At 65.9% G+C, this 16,304-nt stretch carries 15 protein-coding genes, 6 tRNA genes and 1 pseudogene; 8 read left to right on the plus strand and 14 right to left on the minus strand.

Annotated elements, in window-relative coordinates; all coding sequences use genetic code 11:
* Window positions 1-84 precede the first annotated feature (84 nt).
* Window positions 85-264 (minus strand): hypothetical protein, encoded by a 180-nt coding sequence (locus tag ORI60_RS30565; protein ID WP_266041458.1) that lies wholly within the window; start codon window positions 262-264, stop codon window positions 85-87.
* A gap of 217 nt (window positions 265-481) precedes the next feature.
* On the opposite strand from ORI60_RS30565, the gene ORI60_RS30570 reads away from it, so the two are divergent.
* Complete coding sequence (locus ORI60_RS30570; RefSeq protein WP_266041459.1) at window positions 482-1,096, plus strand: hypothetical protein; 615 nt, start codon at window positions 482-484, stop codon at window positions 1,094-1,096.
* Between the two features lie 42 nt (window positions 1,097-1,138).
* Here ORI60_RS30570 and ORI60_RS30575 read toward each other — a convergent pair whose 3' ends face one another.
* The 10 genes from ORI60_RS30575 to ORI60_RS30620 all read right to left on the minus strand — a co-directional run bounded on the left by ORI60_RS30575 (window position 1,139) and on the right by ORI60_RS30620 (window position 8,398).
* On the minus strand, window positions 1,139-4,300 hold the full coding sequence (locus tag ORI60_RS30575; RefSeq protein WP_266041460.1) for an ATP-binding protein: 3,162 nt from the start codon (window positions 4,298-4,300) through the stop codon (window positions 1,139-1,141).
* Window positions 4,297-4,896, minus strand: coding sequence for a hypothetical protein (locus ORI60_RS30580; RefSeq protein ID WP_266041461.1), 600 nt, complete (start codon window positions 4,894-4,896; stop codon window positions 4,297-4,299). Before ORI60_RS30580 ends, ORI60_RS30575 begins: the two co-directional genes overlap by 4 nt.
* 11 nt (window positions 4,897-4,907) lie before the next feature.
* Complete coding sequence (locus ORI60_RS30585) at window positions 4,908-6,548, minus strand: KGGVGR-motif variant AAA ATPase (protein WP_266041462.1); 1,641 nt, start codon at window positions 6,546-6,548, stop codon at window positions 4,908-4,910.
* Entirely contained in the window at window positions 6,545-7,141 is a 597-nt protein-coding gene (locus ORI60_RS30590) for a TIR domain-containing protein (protein ID WP_266041463.1), read from the minus strand. Before ORI60_RS30590 ends, ORI60_RS30585 begins: the two co-directional genes overlap by 4 nt.
* Window positions 7,142-7,303: 162 nt before the next feature.
* Window positions 7,304-7,375: transfer RNA gene (locus ORI60_RS30595), tRNA-Val, on the minus strand.
* Between the two features lies 1 nt (window position 7,376).
* Window positions 7,377-7,449, minus strand: a tRNA-Gly gene (locus ORI60_RS30600).
* Window positions 7,450-7,608: 159 nt separating this feature from the next.
* Window positions 7,609-7,680: transfer RNA gene (locus ORI60_RS30605), tRNA-Val, on the minus strand.
* Window position 7,681: 1 nt separating this feature from the next.
* Window positions 7,682-7,753, minus strand: a tRNA-Cys gene (locus tag ORI60_RS30610).
* 39 nt (window positions 7,754-7,792) lie between these two features.
* Window positions 7,793-7,865 (minus strand) — tRNA-Gly (locus ORI60_RS30615).
* A gap of 107 nt (window positions 7,866-7,972) precedes the next feature.
* Window positions 7,973-8,398: an SsgA family sporulation/cell division regulator gene (locus ORI60_RS30620; RefSeq protein ID WP_030477975.1), complete on the minus strand. Its 426-nt coding sequence runs from the start codon at window positions 8,396-8,398 to the stop codon at window positions 7,973-7,975.
* 255 nt (window positions 8,399-8,653) lie between these two features.
* Here ORI60_RS30620 and ORI60_RS30625 point away from each other — a divergent pair, with 255 nt between their 5' ends.
* From ORI60_RS30625 to ORI60_RS30640, 4 genes are all read left to right on the plus strand, one after another.
* Window positions 8,654-9,274, plus strand: coding sequence for an RNA polymerase sigma factor (locus ORI60_RS30625; protein WP_323055958.1), 621 nt, complete (start codon window positions 8,654-8,656; stop codon window positions 9,272-9,274).
* Window positions 9,271-10,053, plus strand: coding sequence for an anti-sigma factor (locus ORI60_RS30630; protein WP_266041465.1), 783 nt, complete (start codon window positions 9,271-9,273; stop codon window positions 10,051-10,053). The genes ORI60_RS30625 and ORI60_RS30630 overlap by 4 nt, the downstream gene beginning before the upstream one ends.
* Before the next feature lie 22 nt (window positions 10,054-10,075).
* On the plus strand, window positions 10,076-10,498 hold the full coding sequence (locus ORI60_RS30635; RefSeq protein ID WP_266041466.1) for a TIGR02611 family protein: 423 nt from the start codon (window positions 10,076-10,078) through the stop codon (window positions 10,496-10,498).
* Between the two features lie 56 nt (window positions 10,499-10,554).
* Window positions 10,555-10,626: transfer RNA gene (locus tag ORI60_RS30640), tRNA-Val, on the plus strand.
* A gap of 117 nt (window positions 10,627-10,743) precedes the next feature.
* Here ORI60_RS30640 and ORI60_RS30645 read toward each other — a convergent pair.
* Window positions 10,744-11,895: a tyrosine-type recombinase/integrase gene (locus tag ORI60_RS30645; protein WP_266041467.1), complete on the minus strand. Its 1,152-nt coding sequence runs from the start codon at window positions 11,893-11,895 to the stop codon at window positions 10,744-10,746.
* A gap of 1,783 nt (window positions 11,896-13,678) precedes the next feature.
* On the opposite strand from ORI60_RS30645, the gene ORI60_RS30650 reads away from it, so the two are divergent.
* The 3 genes and pseudogenes from ORI60_RS30650 to ORI60_RS30660 all read left to right on the plus strand — a co-directional run.
* Window positions 13,679-14,215 (plus strand): transposase, encoded by a 537-nt coding sequence (locus ORI60_RS30650; protein ID WP_416234514.1) that lies wholly within the window; start codon window positions 13,679-13,681, stop codon window positions 14,213-14,215.
* A 6-nt stretch (window positions 14,216-14,221) separates the two neighbouring features.
* A complete protein-coding gene (locus ORI60_RS30655) occupies window positions 14,222-14,710 on the plus strand; it encodes a helicase-related protein (protein ID WP_266041468.1) in 489 nt (162 codons plus the stop codon).
* Between the two features lie 276 nt (window positions 14,711-14,986).
* Window positions 14,987-15,241: pseudogene (locus tag ORI60_RS30660) on the plus strand (transposase); the annotation flags it as partial.
* Here the strand turns inward: ORI60_RS30660 and ORI60_RS30665 are convergent.
* Together ORI60_RS30665 and ORI60_RS30670 are read right to left on the minus strand one after the other, a co-directional pair.
* On the minus strand, window positions 15,141-15,809 hold the full coding sequence (locus ORI60_RS30665) for an IS110 family transposase (protein ID WP_266041479.1): 669 nt from the start codon (window positions 15,807-15,809) through the stop codon (window positions 15,141-15,143). The pseudogene ORI60_RS30660 and the gene ORI60_RS30665 overlap by 101 nt on opposite strands.
* A gap of 18 nt (window positions 15,810-15,827) precedes the next feature.
* Window positions 15,828-16,064: an IS110 family transposase gene (locus ORI60_RS30670; RefSeq protein ID WP_266041469.1), complete on the minus strand. Its 237-nt coding sequence runs from the start codon at window positions 16,062-16,064 to the stop codon at window positions 15,828-15,830.
* Window positions 16,065-16,304 lie beyond the last annotated feature (240 nt).

Consider the following 16,304-nt stretch of genomic DNA (forward strand, 5'->3'; position numbering starts at 1 on the left):
GTCAGCCGAGTACATCACCAGAATCCACCCGACGCAATCGCCCTGGCCATGACAAATAATGGCCAGGGCGATTGTGCGGTTATGTCATCCGTGCCACGGGTTGCCGCCGCCGTTCTGGTTCTCCGTGGTGGTCGTGGTGGTGGGAGGCGGCGGCGGGTTGCCGTCCGCGTTCGCCGCGCCGCCACCGGAAACAGCGGCGGCGACGGCGAGGGCGGTCACCAGCGTGGTGGCACCGGCGACGAAAGTGGACACGATTTTGGACATGACGAATCCTCCGAAGGAAATCGCAATTGATTTCGGGATTTCGCCCGCCGTTCTGCGGGCTACTTCGAGGATTCATCTTCAGAAATCGCGATAACAGGGGTTTCCCGTTGCCCACCGAGGTGGTCAACACGTCCACTCCTCATCCACTTCTGGTCGACACCCGCCGTGGATGCTGCGCGCGCCGGCCGAGGGCCGGCCCACACCCGAGGAGGTTGGAGTGACCGAATCCGCGACCTACGACATCGCCGTGTCGTTCGCCGAAGAGCAGCGCGCCGTGGTCGGCGAGGTGGTCGAGGCGTGCCGGCAACGCGGCCTGACCGTGCTGGAGGGCGACGACGTGCCCGAGGCCAGGGTGCGCTTCTTCGTGCCGTTCGTGTCCAGTGTGGACGAACTGGCGGTGAACGGCGATGAGCACGTGCTGCCGGTGCTGACGGGTGACGCTCCCGCGCCGTCGTCGTTCCTGCGCACGGACGAGGGGCTGGTGGACGCCCTCGTCAGCCGGGTGGAGGCGGCCGAGACCGAGGGCAGGGAACGGGTGTCCGTCGCCGAGGCGGCGACCGCGACCGAGGTGACGACCGCTCCCGAAGAGCCCGCCACCACCAGCCCGTTGCGTTCCCTGGCCGAACAGTTCGCCGCCGCGGGCACCAAGCGCGACCTCAGCGGCACCCTGCACCTCGGTGACTCCACGATCGCCGTCCGCGTGGAACGAGCGGGCGACACCGTCTACGCGGTGGAAGTCCGCGACGAGACCGTGAACTTCGTCGTCCTGGGCGGCACCACCGACCTGCTCGCCACGCTGCACGACCGGATCGAGGCCATGCTGGCCTCGTGACGCGAAAAAGGGCGGTGCCCCCGTCGGGGACACCGCCCTTTCTCACTGCTTCCTGGCCCGCTCGACCACTTCCTCGAGCCGCAACGGGCTCGGCGGGTGATGGCTCAGGCACAGCGGCGCCCGCATCCGCCGGAACCCGAACGTGTCCCCGGTGACGTAGAACTGCCCGCGCTCCAGCCGGGAGATGTCCGCGATCGAACTCCCCTTGGCCCGCGCCATGTCCGTGGCCGCGGCGATCTGCGCCGGACTGTTCAACCGCCCGAAGAACTGCGTGGTCGCGTTACCGGTGACCTGGTTGTGCACACCCTTCGGCGCCTGCGTGGCGAGCAACAACCCCAGCCCGTACTTGCGAGCCTGCGACGCCAGCAGGATCGTCGTCTGCGTGCTGGCCGTCACCCCGCCGGACGGCGCGATCGTCTGCGCCTCGTCCATCACCATCAACCCGCCGAGCGGCCGGTCGACGGCGGGATTCCGCTTGATCCAGGCGAACACCTCCAGCTGCAGCTGGCTGATGAACCCCTGCCGCTGCTCGTCCGAGGGCAACCCGACGAAGCTGATCACCGAGATCCGGGCCTTCTTCCCCCGCGACGGCTCGAACAACACCCCGGGATCCGTGGCTTCCCCGGTCCCCGCGAGCAGGGGGTCGTTGACCATCGCGGCCCTGAGCGTCTCCGCCAGATCAGCCGCGGTGGCCGTCGCCGAGTAGAGCTTGCTGACCCCGTCCGGCAACTCGGCCAGCAGGTCCACGAGCCCGTTCAGGTCCCTCCGGTCAGCCCGCGCGTAGTGCTTCAACGCCTCCTTGAGCACCGCCCGCCCGCGAACGGCGAACTTCGTCTCGTTGGCGATCCGCGCGTGGGGCACCAACCGTGCCACCGCCGCCTCGACCGCGGCCTCGAACTCGTCCTGATCCCCCCGCACCAGAGCGAAGTCCGGCAGGGGATGAAAACTCAGCGGCCGTCCAGCCGCACGTCCCGGCGTCCACACCACGACCTCGGTGCCGGCGAGGTACGCGGCGGCCTTGGCCGCGTCCCCGGCCCGCCACTCCCCCGGCGCCTCGGGCCAGGCATCGCCCAGCCGCGCCAGGTCGTTGTTGGGATCCAGCACGATCGCCGAAACCCCTTGCAACGCACACTCCTCGACGATCCGGCGCAACAACACCGTCTTGCCGCTGCCTGACCCGGCGAACACGATCGCGTGCTTGCGCAACGACTCCAGCTCGATCCGGATCTCCCCGTCCATCCCGAGCACGATCGCGCCGTCACCCCGCTCCGGCGGTGGCTCCGGCTTCGCGGACCGGTTCTCCGGCTGTGGTTCTTCCAACTCGGGAGTCACCGGCTGGGGCATCGCCGGCGGAGGGCGCGTCTCCTGGTGCCCGCTCCTGATGCCGCTCCTCGCCGGATCCGGCAGGATCACCCGCAGGAACGTGGTGCTGCTGGCGGGCTTGCGCGCCACCAGCCAGGCGAGCAGCTGGTGCGACTGCGACGACCACATCTCCTTGAGAGCGATGAAGGTGCGCAGGTCCTCGTCGGACACGTCGACGCTCTTGCCGCCGCGCTTCTCGAACTCCGCGACCTCGCCCCTGGTCTTCGCTCCGGTCCACCCCTTGGAGCCGTTGCGGATCAGGACGAGGTGCCTGCCCCGTCCGCCGGCCGCGGCCGCGCGTGCGTCCCGCAGCCTGCGCAGCACCCGGTTGCCGTGACCGCTCGCGATGTGCCGGAAGACCCAGCGTTCCTCGACGTCACGCTCCTCGTCCACGGTGTGCCGCAGGCTCGCGTGCAGGCTCTTGTCCTCGGACTGGGGCTCGGGGTGCCACGCGAGGTCGTCGTTGCCGATCTCGGTTACCCACGACCTCAGCCCCGCCAGCAGCAACGCCGGCATCACTTCGTCCTCGTTGTGCGGCCTGACGTCCGCGGCCGCGAGCGCGGCCTTCTCCCGCAGCCGCGCGAACTTGGCGTCGAGGCCCGCGAGGTAGTCCGGTTCGGGACCTGCCTGCCGCGGGGACGCGGCCTTCGGCGCGGGTGTCTCCTCCTGCTGTTCGGGCTCCTGGAACGAGCGGAGCTCCCGGATCTCACCGTGCAGGCAGGCCTCCGCGTGGGAGTGGACGCGCTTGAGCAGCGTGCGCGGGGTCTCGCCCTGCCAGTCGTCGCCGAACGCTTCGGCCGCCACCGGCCAGGTCGGGTGGGGAGGTGTGATCCCGTGGCTCCGGTAGATCACCCCGAGCCACTTCTCGACCAGCGTCCTGGCGATCGCGGGATCGGTGATGGCGCCGAGGATCGGCGTCAGCGTGAACCGGTCCCCGACGGTGTCGCTGGCGGCCTTGCGCAGCTTGATCCACGTCGTGGGCAGGCACGCGACGATGGTCACCGTTCGCCGGGTGATCTCGCGCAGCTGCATCAACCCGTCCGAGATGAGCGCGAGCTCCCGCGCTTCCTCGGGGCTGAGGTCGTCCTCGATGAGGTCCTGGGTCTTGTTGACCACGGTGTCCAGCTGGTCGATCGCGATCACGCAGGGACCCGTCATGGCCAAGACGCGGGAGATGTCCCGCACCACGTGCCGCGCCGGCTTCGTCCTGCTCGACAACCCCCACTCGCGGCGCTCGCCCGTCTCGTCGTCGAGCCCCTCGAGGTAGCCCTGGCCGATCGACGAGTGCCTGGACGCGTACAGCACCAGAGCGCGGATCACCGCGTTGCAGTCCGTCGCGATCCGGGCGTCCACCTTGCGCAGGCCGTCGACGAGGGCGTCCAGGTGCTCCGGCGCCAGCGGTGCCTCGTTCACGATCGCCCTGGTGATCTCCTCGGACACGTCCGCACCACGGCACAGCTGGCGCAGCAGCACGGTGAGCTGGAGCGCTCCGCTGTCGTCGGTCCTGAGCAGTTCGGTGCGCATGGCCTCGGCGACGTCGTCCCAGAACATCTCCGCCGAGCTGACCTCGATCAGGAAGAAGTAGCCACCGGTCTCCTGCACCATGCTGCGCACCGTGCCGAGCAGGTGGGTCTTCCCGACGCCCTTGCGTCCCTGCAGGACGAGCCCGATCGGGTTGGAACCGGTGCTGTCCCTGGCGTCCGCGATCGCCGTCCTGATGCGGTGCTCCGCCCTGGTGTGCAACCCGTCGACGTGAGAGGGCGAGGTCCGCCAGACGTCGTCGGGGGTCTCGGCGGAGTTGAACCGCAGCGCGGCCAGTGCCTCGCGCAGCTGCGCGGTCATGACTCCTCCATCGCCACGAGGTGCAGGTCCTCGCTGCCGACCCGCAACGCCGCCGCGTGGTCCTCCGGCGTGAGCACCTTGGTGTTCGACTCGGGAGCCAGGTGGACCGTCCCGGTCTTCGACATCTTCACCAGCACCTCGTCGACCTCGCCCTTCTCCACCCCGTTGAGCCGCGGCCGGATGCGCGCCAGGCGGATCCAGTCCTGCGGCTCGACGGCCAGTTCCTCGTAGACGGACCGGATCATCGACTCCAGGTCCCGGGACCGGATCACCTCGACCAGCGTGCCGCGTTCCTTGTGGTGCAGGACGAACTTCTTCAGCAGGCCGAAGGCGGCTCGCGTGTGGGAGGGCGTCCTCGGCGGCAACTCACCGTCCACGAGATCCGTCAGGCACCAGGAGATGCCCTGGTCGGTGATCTCGTGGACCATCGGCGTCACGTCTTCGTCGGTCCGGAGCAGACCGGCCTTGTTCAGCTTGCCGCGACCCGCCTTGGTGAGCCTGACCCGGCCGTTCAGCTCCGTGTTGAGCATCTTCCGGTTCTCCGACATCAGCACCATCAGCGCCGCACGTTCTGGGGCACCAAACTTCTCCGGCATCACGCCGCCTCTCAGTCAGTGAACGCGTTGATTCGTCGCTCGATCCGGGCGAGCAGAGCGCTCACCTCGGCGTGCAGTCGCTGGGGTACGGCGACCCCGGCGCCGTTGCGGTGCGGCTTGGCCAGGAGCAGGAGGTCAGCCGACCGGTCGCGCAGCAGGTCCATGTCGCCGTCGTCGAGCGCGCTCGCCATGCCGCGCACCGTCTCCTCGACGAGCACGAACCGTTCGGCGTACGGCAGTTGGTCCGGCAGTTCGCGCAAGGCGTCCTCGGCGCTGCGCAACGCTTCGTGGTCCGGCGCGGTCTCCGCTGCCGGGGTGGCCTTGATGAGGTCGTGCAACTCCCGCGCCACCTTCGCGGGCCGCACGTCGGGCTCGAACTCCAGGTGGCGGAGGTTGCGCACGAAACCGGGCAGCCGCTCGACGTCGGTGCCCCGGGTCAGCAGGCAGAACATCTGCCGCTGCACTCCGTCCGGGCCGAGAGTGCGGCGCAGGAACCGTTCCGCCTCCGTCAGCTGCCACCTGCTCAGCCGGCCGTCCACCAGCAGGCACAGGTTCTCGGCGGAGTCGCTCGTCTGGTCGAGGATCTCCGGGTCGCCCGACACCGACCGCTCCGCCTTCACCCCGAGCAGGCGCAACTCGGTGATCAGCTCGGCTCCCGGGCGCCACAACGTCCTGGGGCTGGACACCAGCAGGTCAAGGTCGAACTTCTGGCGCCGTGACCGCGCCGCCGCCACGTAGGCGTCGCGGTTCTCGGCCAGCAGGTCGGTCCGGTCGAACTCCTGCGCGATCACCGACGCGACCGTCTCCAGGGCGAACGAGATCTGGTTCGGTGAGGGGGAGAGCTCCTCCAGCACGGGCAACAGCTCGCCGAAGCTCCAATAGGAGACGTAAGGCACGGTCAGATGCCGCAGCATCAGGTCCGGCTTCACGCTTTTGACCAGCCAGTTGCTGAACAGCGGCGTCACGACCTCGGCGGACTTCTTCTGCCACTCCGCGGCGCGTTCGTACTCCACCGTGTTGTCCAGCCGGGACAGCACGGGCATCACCTGGTGCCGGGGCCTGTCGTAGGGCAGCCGGTCCCTGGCCTGGTCCGCGAGGCGGGCGATGTCCACGACGTCGTTGAGGTTCTGGTCGTTGGCGGTGAACACGACCACCAACCGGTCCGGCAACTGGGCGGTGCAGATGCTCGCGATGTCCGAGACACCGGTGCGGCTGTCGATCAGCACGAAGTCGTACTTGGCGGTCCACTCGTCGCGGTACTCCTCGAGGTGCGCCGCGAAGCCCTTCCGGTAGAGGTCCTCCCAGTTGATCGCCTGCAGCTGCCGGGGGTAGCCGGGGTCGAGCCTGCCCTGGTCGACCCTGCCCGCCGCGATCAGGTCGAGCACGCCACCGTCCACCTCGACCCGCACCTCGTGCGACCGAGGAGTTCTCACTCCTGCGAGGTACTCGTGTGCGAGGTCGACCACACCGCTTTGCGGCTCATCGACAAGATGGGGGTGGAAGTAGAGGTGAAGTCCAGGCGCTTCCAGATCCCAGTCGACCACCAGCACGCGATAACCCCAGCGCGTGAGCAGCACCGCGATGTTGGCCAGGGTGAAGCTGCGTCCGACTCCGCCTTTGTACGAGTAGAACGTGATGACTGTTCCGGTCATGTCTGGAACCTCGGCAACGGCGGAGGAGGGATGAGCACAGGTTCCGGCCGGTCGACGATCGGCCAGTCCGGGCTCCACTCGGGAACCTGCCTCGCCAGCTGGACGAGGTCACGCGCCAGCTCCCTGACTTTGCGGCAGAAAGGGAGGTAGTCGACCGAGTCCTGGTAAACCAGCTCCGGATACGCGTAGTCCTTGAAGTCCTGCCAGGAACGCATTCGCTCAGCGAGCGGGAAGTTGTCCGAGTCCGAATAGAGAATGGGGTAGATCAGGCCCTGGGTCACGTCCGCGCCGGCCAGCCCGAGCATGGCCTCCCGCGCCCGCATGCTCTCCAGCTCGGCCATGCACCAGTCCGACTCGAAGTAGTGCGGGGTCAGCAGCTGGATCATGATCTTGCTGTGCCGCAGGGAGTTCTCGAGGTTGTGCGCCCACTGCACGGCCCGCGGCATCACCTTGTCCACGTAGACCCGGGGCGCTGGTGCGCACTCGTCCGCGAGACACTCGGTGAGTTTGCTGTAGAAGTGGTTCACCAGCCATTTCTGGACACTGCCTTTGCGGCTGTAGCTGATGAAGAAATCGAACTTGTAGCCGGACACAGCGACCAACAGTAGATGCGGTCATCTCGCGATAAAAGACAAAAAAGTGGGCATTTTGAGGGATTCCGACCAATAATTGGACAAAAACTGGGCGGAATCGGCGCCTTGCCGCGAACAGCAAGAAGCCCTCGATCATGTTCGATCGAGGGCTTCTGCAGTGAGTGGACGATACAGGGATTGAACCTGTGACCCCTACCGTGTCAAGGTAGTGCTCTCCCGCTGAGCTAATCGTCCGAGCGGATGACGAGACTCGAACTCGCGACCCTCACCTTGGCAAGGTGATGCGCTACCAACTGCGCTACATCCGCGTGCTCCCCGGTTTCCCGTGGTGCGAGAGGAACTTTATCCGATGGCCCCCCGGAGTTCCAAATCGGCTGATCTTCGGGGTGACGCGTCCGCCGGCACACCCGTGAAACGACAGCGGGGCCAGGTGCGCTGTGCACCTGGCCCCGCTGGTCGATCCGAAGTGGACGATACAGGGATTGAACCTGTGACCCCTACCGTGTCAAGGTAGTGCTCTCCCGCTGAGCTAATCGTCCGAGGCGGAGACGGGAATCGAACCCGTGTACAGGGCTTTGCAGGCCCTTGCCTAAGCCACTCGGCCACTCCGCCAGGAGCATGACCCCACGGCAGTACACCGTGGAACCACAGAGCGGATGACGAGACTCGAACTCGCGACCCTCACCTTGGCAAGGTGATGCGCTACCAACTGCGCTACATCCGCGTACATCACTGACTTCATGATGTTGAAACGAAGCTTATACGAGGGGTTCAAGCGGGTTTCACCGGGGGTGCCCGCTTCGGCATCGCGGGCCCCCTACCTCGGATTATTCAGCTCAGATCGTTCGAGATGAGGTGCGTGAGCGCCTCGTCGACGTTGACCCAGAGGTGCTCGTTGCCCGGCACGACGACGTCGTAGGTCCGGTCGAGGAAGTCAGCGAGTTCCTGGGCGGACGCCTCGAACATGGCGTGCCCGGAAGGCGAGCTCAGCTCGATCACGACGACCTCGGGGTCGTCTGCGGCGGGGCGGATCCGGACGTCACCGTCGCCGGCGTCGGCGATGAGACCGTCCGCGAGCAGGTCGCGGGCGTAAACCCACTCGACCCAACCGGCGCGGCCGGTGCGGAACGCGGCCACAACCGCGTACGGGTCCTTCGTGTCGTATCGAAGCTCCACCTGAACCGGGACCGCGGGGGTCCTCGGTGCCAGCAGGTCGAAGACCGCTGTCGAGCGGAGCGTCACGTGATCGTTGCGCATCGTCGTTACCCTCTTCTCCCTTCCCGGTCAATGAAACGACCGAGCACCTTAGTTGTGACGTGCATGTGGCGAGGAACGCTCGCGAATCGGGTCCAGATCACCCCATCGGGTCAGCTCGACTCCGCAACGCGACCGTGTGCACGCACTCCGTTGCCTCCTCGCTCTTAGCCGGGGTTCAGCGACTCCCATCTTGCTGGGTCTAACCTGAACCCGGTACCGGCTGTTGCGCGAATGTTGGACGTGAGGACATCTCTGGTGGCTGACTCGCCCGGCCCAACCGTTGCGTCGAGCGACGGCCGGCCGACCGATTTCGAGCTCGTGCAAAGACTCGCACAGGGCGATCGGTCGGCGTTCGGTGAGCTGTACGACAGGTACGGCACACCAGCATATTCGCTGGCCAGGCGGATCTGCGTGGACCCGGAACTGGCCGAGGACGTCGTCCAGGAAGCCTTCCTCGCGCTCTGGCGGCACCCCGCCAGGTTCGACCCCGCCCGCGGAAGTTTCGGCACCTGGTTGATGACTTTGGTGCACCACCGCGCGGTCGACGCCGTACGTAAGGAGAACACTCAGCGTCGTCGGACTGTTCCCCTCACCGACGATGTCTCCCCTCCTGCCGAAGGTTCCGACCACGCAGCGTTGGTCAGCGTGGTGAGCGCCGAGGTCAGAGCGGCCCTGCACACGCTGCCGGAAGAACAGCGCCAAGTAATAGCGCTCGCCTATCTCGGCGGCTACACGCAGTGCGAAGTGGCAAAGCTGACAGGCGTCCCGCTGGGAACTGTGAAATCGCGCACGTTCGCGGCGATCAGACGTCTGAGAGGCACGTTGGGGAACTTGTGGGCCGGAGAGACCGGCGAAACGACAGGAGTTCACCGGTGAACGGCGACCTGTGCGCTCACGAGGAGCTAGCCGTCGGCTGGGCGATGCACTCGTTGGAGCCAGACGAGGAAGCACTGGCCCGCGACCACGTGCCGACGTGCGCCACCTGCCAGCGCACCGTGCAGGCGACGCAGGAGGTGCTGGCGAGCATCGGCGGCGCGGTCCACCAGGAACAACCACCACCCCGCCTGCGCGCGAAGCTGATGGAGCAGATCGAGCACATCCCCCAGGAAGCACCGGCCCACCACACCCCGCGCCACGCGGCACCGATCCCGCTGCGTCCGCAGCACCGCCGCCGCACCGGCCGCGTCCTGCTGGCCGCCGCGGCAGCGTTGGCCGTACTGGCAGGCGCCGGCTACCTCGGCGTGCGCGTGAACCAGCTCTCGAACCAGGTAGCGGCCTCCCAGGCCCGAACCGACGACCTGAATAGGGCCCTCTCCCTCGCAGCCGACCCGGCGACGAACAGGGCGGTCCTGCGCACGGCCTCAGGCGACGAGGTGGCCGTCGTCCTCTCCAACCCGAACTCGGGCGCCGTGGTGCCGATGAACCTGAAACCGAACGACTCGGGACACGTTTACGTGGTTTGGGGCGCGAGCACCAAAGCGCCGGTACCGTTGGCGATGTTCGACGTACGAGCCGGTTCGGCCGACCCGCAACTGCTGGCCTGGTCCTCCGACGCGCACAAGCACACGACCTTCGCGGTGTCGCTCGAACCAGGCCGCCAAGCCCCGCCGAAACCCTCGGAGGTGCTAGCGGGCGGCCAGGTTGCACCCGCCTGAATCCCAACAGGATGATCGACACATGACGAAGCCCGACGTGAAGCCCGAAGAGCACAAGGGCTGGCGCCACTGGTTCCACCGGAACCCGGCACTGAACCTGGCCTACCGGATCGGCGTGGGCGTGATCGGCGGCCTGGTCCTGATCGCGGGCATCATCATGATCCCGTATCCGGGCCCGGGCTGGCTCGTGGTCTTCGCGGGCCTCGCCATCCTCGCCACGGAGTTCGAGTGGGCAGGCCGAGTCCTGCAGTTCGCCAAGCGCTACTACGACCGCTGGGTCGAGTGGCTCAAGCGCCAGCCGTCCTGGGTCCGCGGCCTGGTGATGGCGGGCGTCTGCGCCATCGTCCTCGTGACCTGCTACTTCCTCAACGTGTTCGCGCTGGTAGGCGGCTGGTTCGGCCTCGAGTGGAGCTGGTTGCAGAGCCCGATTTTTGGTTCTCGTTGATGATGTTGTAGGCTATGGCCACACCGCGAGAGCGGGACAGCAACACAACAGAACACGGGCGTTTAGCTCAGCGGGAGAGCGCTTCGTTCACACCGAAGAGGTCACTGGTTCGATCCCAGTATCGCCCACAGTGTGTTTTACCTAGTCAGACGGCCTGTCGATGATCTCATCGGCGGGCCGTTTGCGTTGCGTTGGGAGCAAATTGGGAGCACGGCCTCCTGACCACAGTTGCAATACCTAAGTAGTCATAGTGCTTGAGGCACGACTTCCGGCATTGCTTCCTGGTTCCAGGTCCACCCGCCGTCCGCTTCCCACCGGCGCTGCAATGCTGCCAGCATCCGACTGATCATCAGATCGGTCACGTGCGAGTAGCCGTCGTCAACATCCTTGCGTTTGTGTCCCAGCCGTTCCAGGCGCAGCACACGGGGTACGTCGTCTTCGATGAGCCAGGTCTTGTGCGTATGGCGTAGGTCATGGAAGTGCATCTCCTGATTGAGCGGCGCCCAGCCCAGCTTCTCGTCACCCGCCAGAGCTGGTAGCCACACTCGCTGCCGGAAGTTGGAACGGCGTCGCAGCGCTCCTCTCGCTCCAGGAAATACGAACCGCGCATCCAGGTTTCGCTCTCGGTGCGCGAGCAGTTCGTCGACGAGGAACGGCGGCAGGTGCACGGACCGAGCACTGGCAGGAGTCTTGGGCGGGCCGACTTCGAGCTCCCGTCCTCGTACCTCGTGCAGTGCCCCGAACTTCGGGTCCACCTCGATTCTCGGATCGCTCGCGAGGTACGTCCTAATCCACTGCAGCCCAGCCAGCTCGCCCCACCGCAGCCCGGTGTAGGCGGCCGTAACTGTCAGCAGCCCGTCGTCAGGGTCCATTCGCCCCACGAGCGCATCGACTTCCTCCGTGCTGGCGTGCGGCCGCTCGGGCGCCTCGTCGAAGGTGATTCGCAGCTTCCGACACGGGTTCAGCGTGAGCAGTCCCTCCTCGACCGCCTCGCCGAGGATCATCGAGAACAGTACGAGGATGTCCTTGACGCTCTTGTCGGCCAGGTTCTGCCGCAGGGTTTTGTTCACCCATCCCTTCACCTTGATCCTCTCGATGTCACCGACAGCCGTGCCGGACCAGCGAGGGAGGATGTGGTTGCGGATGTGCGAGTCATAGGTCGACCACGTCATAGTCGAAACGCTGTGCGCCTCAGACCACACTCGGATCCATTCATCGATCGTGGTCCTCGACAAACGCGGATCGGTGAAGCGCTGCCGCCGCTGATCGGACTCCACATCGGCGGCCCGATTCTCCGCCGATGCGACCGTCACGAACCCGTTCTCCGAGAAGACCGTTCCGTCGTCAAGACGGTAGCGAACACGGAACGTGTCTCCATGCTTTTCAACCCAGGCCATCGTTCACCCTCCATTGAGAACCAAATCTGAGCATCAATCGACGCAACCCGCATGAACGCTCGTTTCAACGAGAAGGGCAAATTAAATGTGTTCTTGACTGGAGGACTTCCTGGGCCGGCCCCTCAACGATGCCTGTATGCCTTCCTGTGAGCACGCAGCCCAATCGATCGAGCTGACGATTCAGAAGCGGCGCTCGCTGGTCGGGCCCCGTCTGCAGCGATCTGCTCAAGGTTGTCACGGGAGAAGCGCAAGTGCTTGACAAGGAACGTGCACGGCACCAACCGCCGGGCAGTACGCCACCGCAGCCATGCCTGCCGCACTTGTAGTAATGCAGCCGCCTGACTAGGGGTGAACAGGATCTGGCCCGCAGCGGGCCGGGTAGGTCGCGCATAGGCAACTGATCGCAGGCGGCCGGGTCCGACAGGGCGTCCCCGGCGTGCTCCAACTGCCCAGGCGAAGCAGAAGACGAGCATCGCCGACTGGACGCCAGATCTCCTGAGCACAGACGAGCTTCACGGTCGATGTGAGTCACGGGCATCCTCCCGAAAAAACGACTTGACGCCTCTTAACTCCAACTTACGAGCCCGTTGGGGACACCTCTAGCGATGGAACCTTCAGATTCACCCATCTGGGATGATCCTTGCTCCTTCGGCATGATCGATGTTCTGCCAGGTGACCTTCCTCGAACCGTCGTCCCTGTCGCGGCACTTCAGCGGGTGAGGTGACGTCACTCCGCAGGAGGCAGCGCGGGTGATCTCCTACGTTTTGTTACAGGCCACTGCGGAGAATCGCCTCGAGATCGAAAAAAGCGCACGAAAAGCCCGCTAAACTGGACGTTCACCCAGAATCAGCGGGGCTGATTCAGATCATCGGGACGACAAGATTTGAACCTGCGACTTCTTAGCCCACAGACTCGCGGACTATGCCCGCAAGGATACCAAGCTGGGAATATTGTCGAGTTGAAAGTAGCAATTTACCGCACGACTGTTCGCGGTTGGCAGATCTAAATTTCACCCCCTTGACGCTCGCAAGGGCAGTGTCACTGCGGCAGCCCTGAATCCGATGGTCGAGGTACTTGGCCGGACAAGGAGGTTTTGGAGATGAATGGAGTGCACGCCTGCCAGCCTCGGTCACCGGCACCGTCACACCTGCTCGTTGCGCAATAGTGCCACCTGATCGATGAACTGATCGTCGCGTCCCCTCGAGCCGACAGCGCAGGGCACATCATCGCCAAATAACCCGCCTGCCTGAAGTTCCACCATACCGCAAGTCAAAGCTAGTATCCGTTCTGCGCCAATTCCGCTGCGTCTCGATCCCAATATCCGAAGGCAGATGGGCACTCGAAGGAAGTCGCCCTACTCGCTCTCCGCTTCCTCAGGCACACTATGCCAATGGCGATTCCAGACATCCGCATCAGCCGCGTCACAGGCTCGGTAGCCCTGCGCTGGCCCGAGGACGAAGCGTGGTACCGCGTTGACCACGCTGTAGTCAGCGATGACACAGCCCGCAAGAATCTGGTCACGAGCGACAGGTTCCGAGTCGGTCCAGGAGCCTGGGATGACGTCACGGACGACGATGAGTGGTTTGACCCGAAGGTGAGACTATAAAACGAGCAGTAACTCCCGATCATGGAAGTGCACCTGATGACCGACATGATGTCCGGACTGGAGAACGCCGAGACTCGAAGCCCGCAACCGGTCTGGACGTACTGAACGCTTAGCTCGTCGCGCAGCGGTTTAGTCGCGGCAGGGCCAGCAGACTAGAGCTGACCGGTGCGGGCGGGATGCTGCAGCAGCTGGCAAAGCGGCTACTGGAGTCCGCGCTCGAGGTCGAGATCACTGTTCACCTCAGCTGCGACAAGCACGACCCGGCCAGCCGCGGGACCGCAAACTCGCGCAACGGCACCCGGTTCATGACCGTGCTCACCGATATTGGCCCGGCCGCAGTCGCCGTGCCGCAAGACCGGGGCGCCAGCTTCCAGCCCAAGACCGCCGCGAAGCGGCAGAGGCGGCTGGGTGTTGTCGACAAGATGATGATCTCCCTGGGAGCTGGACGATCGTCGGTTGCGGTTAGCTGCGAAAGCTGGGATGCCCCTTTCGTGGTGACTACGGCGGTGCAGTTGTTCGGCCGTAAGCCCAGGCAGTCGCGCAAGCTGCGTAGGCTGGCGAACGCGGTAGTCGTGCTGGACGAGGTGCAGGCGTTGCCGTTGCCGCTGCTAGTGCCGATCCTGGACGCGCTACAGGTGTTGTCGCGGCATTTCGGTACGACGGTGCTGCTGGCGTCGGCGACGCAACCGAGCTTCGACCACCTGGCTGTGTGAAAGTCGTTGGAGATCCGGCCGCTGGCCGACGACTCGGTGGAGCTGTTCACCCGGCTCAAGCGGGTGCGCTACGAATGGCAGCCGGATCCACCCCCGACGCTGGATGACGTCGCGGCGCAGATCTGCGAGGAGCGCCAGGCGCTGGCGATCGTCAACGCCGTTGCCCACGGCCGCAGGCTGTACTCGCTGGTGGCGGATCGTGGGCCGGACGCCGAGGTGGTGCACCTGTCGACCCGGATGCGCCCTCGGCACCGCAAGCAGGCACTCACCTGTATCCGCACGCTGCTGGCCGATGGGAAGCCTGTGTTGCTGGTGTCCACTCAGCTGGTAAAGGTGGGCGTGGATGTGGATTTCCCGGTTATGTTCCGCGCGCTGGCGCCTGCGAAGTCACTGCAGCAGGCGGCGGGACGCGCCAACCGCGAAGGCCGGCACCTGGCCGGGGACGGGTGGTGGTGGTCGACGCCGAGGACGCGTCGGTGCGGCAGTTCTACGTAGCTGGTGTAGGCAAGACGCGCAGATTGTTCGGTGGTGATTGTAGTGCAGCCCGCCGGGCAAGGCTGCTCGACGAGCTGTCTTTGACCGGTAATGGCGGGCATAGACCTCCGATCTGATTAAGAGTCAAGCTGTGGCGCATTCGGACGCTGCGTTTGGTGTGCCGAAGGCTTCAGCTGGGTTGTAGTGCTGGCAGTGGAAGAGCTGGCCGAGGAAGTGGTTGAACAGATGCCGCAGGGCTGCGCGTGCCGTACGCCGTGTTCTCGTCGGGCGTACGCCATAATCACCAGCTTGCCTGGTCTGGCCGACCTGTCCGGCGCACGTGTTCTCGGTGAGATCGGCGACGACCGCGACTGGTTCACCGACGCCCGCGCGCTCAAGGCCTACGCCGGTTCCGCACCGGTCACACGAGCGTCTGGCCGCAGCATCTCGATCACCCGCCGCACGGTGAAGAACGACCGCCTAAACGCCACGGGATTCCTCTGTGCCTTCGCCGCGATGGCCAAACCCGGCGCGCCCCAAGACCACTACCGAGTCGGGGTGCTGCTGGAACGCTGTGGCGGTGGCGACGCCGAGCTGGTCGACGGCGACGCATTCGGCGTTGAGGCTGCCGAGCAGCGCGAGGGCCTGGCGGCCGAAGGCGTCCTCGACCGCCGCTGGCTGCCGGAGCTGCTGGGCGCGCAGGGCGTGGCGCAGATGTGTTGCGAGCTCGTCGATGCCGCGCTTGCGGCCGGCCCGGCAGCGCGGCGGCCAGCTGCGCCTTGGTGACTCGCGCCGCGGCGGCCGGGGTGGGCGCGAGTTGCAGAACCGCTCGTGCTTCGGGGCTGGCGAGGTTGGTGACGGTGCCTTTGGTGAACGCGGCCAAGAATCCCGGGTAGTACTCGCGCAGCACCGCGCGTAGTTCCTGGGTGGCGCGAGTTCGTCGCCAGGTGGCGTCCTGTGTCGCGCGGGAGAGCACCGCGATGGCGCGGGCCAGGTCGCTGTAGGCGGGTAACGGCCGGTGGGCGTGGGCGTCGGTGCGCAGGATGTTCGCCAGCGTCATCGCGTCGACGTGGTCGGACTTCGGGCGGGCGACGGTGTGCCGCTCGCGGTAGCGCGACACCGCGTTCGGGTTGATCGCCTAGACCCGCCGGCCGGTCTGGCGCAACGCCGACACGAGCAGCCCGCGTGGAGTCGCGATCGCGACCGGGATCGGGTCGTCCGCGTTGTCGCCGGCATCGGCGAGCATTGTCGTCAGCTCGGCAAACCCTGTTGTGCTGTCCCCGATGCGGCGTTTGGCGACCAGGCCGCCGTCGGCGCCGACCAAGGCGCCGTCGTGATGGTCTTCGGCCCAGTCGATCCCGCATAACACCTTCAACTCGTGCTTCTCCCTTGACTTCGCTGGTGGGCTGGCCAATGACCCTGACGAGAACGCGCGGCGTCCTAATGACGAGGCTCGATGGCCTGGCCTCCGATTGAGCCGTTCGCGATCCCAGCGATCCGTACGGGCACCGGTCTGAGCAAGAACTCGATCGCTCCCGGCCAAGTAAGGTGTCCTCCGTGCGGACGGGCTCGAACCACGAACGTCATCCTGATCAACAGGGTGGTGGGGGGGGGG

Source organism: Lentzea sp. NEAU-D7 (assembly GCF_026242055.1).
Taxonomy (GTDB): Bacteria; Actinomycetota; Actinomycetes; order Mycobacteriales; family Pseudonocardiaceae; genus Lentzea.

What these genes read in the sequence shown, in the direction of transcription:
- ORI60_RS30565 (WP_266041458.1), bottom strand. Translation starts at nt 264, where the DNA reads ATGTCCAAAATCGTGTCCACTTTCGTCGCCGGTGCCACCACGCTGGTG.
- ORI60_RS30575 (WP_266041460.1), bottom strand. Translation starts at nt 4,300, where the DNA reads ATGACCGCGCAGCTGCGCGAGGCACTGGCCGCGCTGCGGTTCAACTCC.
- ORI60_RS30580 (WP_266041461.1), bottom strand. Translation starts at nt 4,896, where the DNA reads ATGCCGGAGAAGTTTGGTGCCCCAGAACGTGCGGCGCTGATGGTGCTG.
- ORI60_RS30585 (WP_266041462.1), bottom strand. Translation starts at nt 6,548, where the DNA reads ATGACCGGAACAGTCATCACGTTCTACTCGTACAAAGGCGGAGTCGGA.
- ORI60_RS30620 (WP_030477975.1), bottom strand. Translation starts at nt 8,398, where the DNA reads ATGCGCAACGATCACGTGACGCTCCGCTCGACAGCGGTCTTCGACCTG.
- ORI60_RS30635 (WP_266041466.1), top strand. Translation starts at nt 10,076, where the DNA reads ATGACGAAGCCCGACGTGAAGCCCGAAGAGCACAAGGGCTGGCGCCAC.
- ORI60_RS30645 (WP_266041467.1), bottom strand. Translation starts at nt 11,895, where the DNA reads ATGGCCTGGGTTGAAAAGCATGGAGACACGTTCCGTGTTCGCTACCGT.
- ORI60_RS30650 (WP_416234514.1), top strand. Translation starts at nt 13,679, where the DNA reads ATGCTGCAGCAGCTGGCAAAGCGGCTACTGGAGTCCGCGCTCGAGGTC.